The following is a 2822-nucleotide window of genomic DNA, read 5'->3' as shown; positions in this document are numbered from 1 at the left end:
AACGTTGTTGTGTATTAAATGTTGCGTTTTTGTGAACGAGGAATTTCCAGCGGAAATTCAGTAGTTTGCAAAAAAGCAATATGTTTTAGTTTATGTATTTATAGTAATATTTTATACACGGTGTTGCAAAATGCTGTTTTTTTATTATTAATTTCAATATTTTTCCGATTTTATAAAATTACGATTTTAATTTTCTAATTTTAAAGTTTGAGTAAAAATTCCCACAAAAATAATAAATTCCGTTTTTAGCTAAATTCCGCAATATAAGTTTTTTCCAATTTGAGGAAATTCACACGTTTTACAATTCCGAAACTTGCTAAATTCCCATAAAAAAGATTTTGCAGAAAGTGTTCCGCATTTTTAAAATCTAATTTTTTTCCGCTTTAACTTTTTAGTTTATAAAATTCAAAATTTTTAACTTTTAGAAACGAATTTTTCCGATTATTTTTTCCTTTTTTAGTGATTTAAAATGTTAAAAACTAGATCTAATTTAGAAGAACGGATTTTTTCCGACAGTTTTTTGCAACGTTGTTGTGTATTGAATGTTGCGTTTTTGTGAACGAGGAATTTCGGCAGAAATTCAGAAGTTACAAAAAAAGCAACTAGTTTTAAATTATACTAAATATAGCAATATTTTATACACGGTGTTGGGCAACGTTTTTTATTTCTTTTTTAAATTAAAACCTAAATTCAGTTGGAACATTATTGGAAAAAAGCCACCATTTCCATCTGTGTCAAAATAATAATGAGGTCCTATGTCAAATAATAAATGAAAGTTCTTTCCATATTTTCTTTGTATTCCCCAAGTTGGACCAAAAGCAAAGTCAAAATTTGAGCTTCTTATAAAATTACTTTCTATTGTATTTCCTCTTGTTAAAAATCTTAAAGAAACAAAATTACCAGAATTATTTTCCGTATTTAAGTTTTTTGCTTTTCTTTTTTCTAAATTATAAAATCTCTTATACTGTAAATCTATAAAAGGATTAAAACTGTAAAGAAATTCATTATAAGGTGAAACAGAAATTTCATCATAAGGAGCTCCATAACCAATTCCTAAACCAGCAGAAAATGTTCCTTTTTTTGAAACTGGCATTTCTAATTCAATTGCAGGATTTAAAAAATTAACTCGCCAAACTTTTTCCGTTTTAGTGTCTATTTTTTCTTGCGCATAATTCAGCGTTGTTAAAATTCCAAACATTATTATTAGTAAGTTCTTTTTCATTTTTTTCTTTAAATTATTGATTTTCGTAATTTTCGTAATTTTCGTAATTTTCGTGATTTTCTTTGTCTTTTCCTGATATGGGTTTACAATTTTTATTTTTTAATGTTGCCCAACGTGGTTGTATAAGAAAAGTTGCGTGTTTTAAGCAATAAAGTTAATAAATAAACACGAACAAACAAAGTCCGCGAGGACTTTCGTAAGTAGGCTAAAACCAGCAATTTTTTTTATACGGTGTTGTAAGCAGTTTTTTTATTTCACGATATTATCTTTAAAAATAAATTTATAAATCTAAATGTATATGAAATTGAAAGAATTATTAGGAATACGAATAAATATTTAATGACAAGTTTCAAATCAAAATTATAGAAATTTGTAAAAAAAATAAATTTTTCAAACAAAGGCTTAAATAAAGAAAAAACAGATGTGAATAACGCAGAATAAACAGCTTTATTTAAATAGCCTATTAAATCCAAATAGTTTCCTGTTTGTCTTAATGTATTCATTTTTTCATTGTCAATTGTGTGCATTAGTGTCGTAACTGTAAGTAAAAAACCAAGTAATACACTAAAAACTATCAGAGTAGAATTAATTAATTCTCCAAATTTTATAACTTTTATTAAATCCCTGTCAATGACAAAGATTGAAATAGTCGTTACAATAGAGATAACTAATGGATAATATTTTTCAGTTATTTTACTCATTTATATTTGAATATGTATTTCTTAAAGATACAACTACTTCTGAATATTTTAAAACCAATTGGTCATAAACTTCTTTTGTTCTAAAATTTCCAAATCGAGTTACTTCTACTTCAATTTTTTGTTTTATTCTATTTGAAATAAAGTCAAAAGTTTTTTCCTCTACATTTTCATCATTTCCAGTAATTCTCAATACTTCGATATTTTCAGAAAAATTCCTCCTTACTAAATTCACGAAATTTCTAACTGTTCCAATATCTAAAGATTCTCTTGTCATAGATTCAACTTCAAAGCTAATTTTATTAGAAGCAAACTTGTCCATAAGATCTAAAGTGTTCTTTACGCTACTATCTTCTCCAATTAAATGTCCAATTGCAGTTGGATGAGCTAATTTTACTTTAAGTTTTTTATAACTTGATGTTCTTAAAAAATTCTCCAATGATGAAGGTTTCTGTATAAATTCGAGTGAAAACCTACAAATATCAAAGTTTTCCTTTACGAAACGATATATTGAACTTGTATTTACTCCAGGTCTTCTACTTACAACTACAATAATATTAGTTAACGTATCAAATAGGAAAGAAGTTTGATGTCCAAGTCCGTCAGTTTCTTCAAGTTGTAAATCTTCTATGTTTTTTGTGATTGTATTTTGTTTAGGTGGTATGTTTTCTAACTGTATAAATGTGAAAGTTCCTAATATATAGTTATTTCTTAAAACTCTATCTCCATACAAATCAACTGTTCCGTTTGTTTGGTAAACACTATTGTATTCTCTGTCGTTTGGAAAATGAAATGCACTTTTCAATTCTTCTTGTGATTCAAAAAGTTGTTCTTCAGAAACTAATGGTGTTATTTTGTAATAATTGATACTTAATTCTCTCATAGTTTTTTTAGGTAATTTG

2 protein-coding genes are annotated in these 2822 nt (G+C 26.3%); both read right to left on the bottom strand.

Annotated features, from left to right (window positions below):
• Positions 1-661: 661 nt before the first annotated feature.
• The gene (locus BTO16_RS09045) at positions 662-1222 is read right to left on the bottom strand and encodes a hypothetical protein (RefSeq protein WP_105021261.1); all 561 of its coding nucleotides are present in this window, start codon (positions 1220-1222) and stop codon (positions 662-664) included.
• A 693-nt stretch (positions 1223-1915) separates the two neighbouring features.
• The coding region (locus BTO16_RS09035) for a DUF6731 family protein (RefSeq protein ID WP_211298214.1) at positions 1916-2822 on the bottom strand (907 nt) is incomplete at its 5' end.

This window comes from Polaribacter glomeratus, assembly GCF_002954665.1.
GTDB lineage: Bacteria > Bacteroidota > Bacteroidia > Flavobacteriales > Flavobacteriaceae > Polaribacter > Polaribacter glomeratus.
Note: the sequence above shows the minus strand (reverse complement) of the source record. Positions and strands in the feature narration are given on the sequence as shown.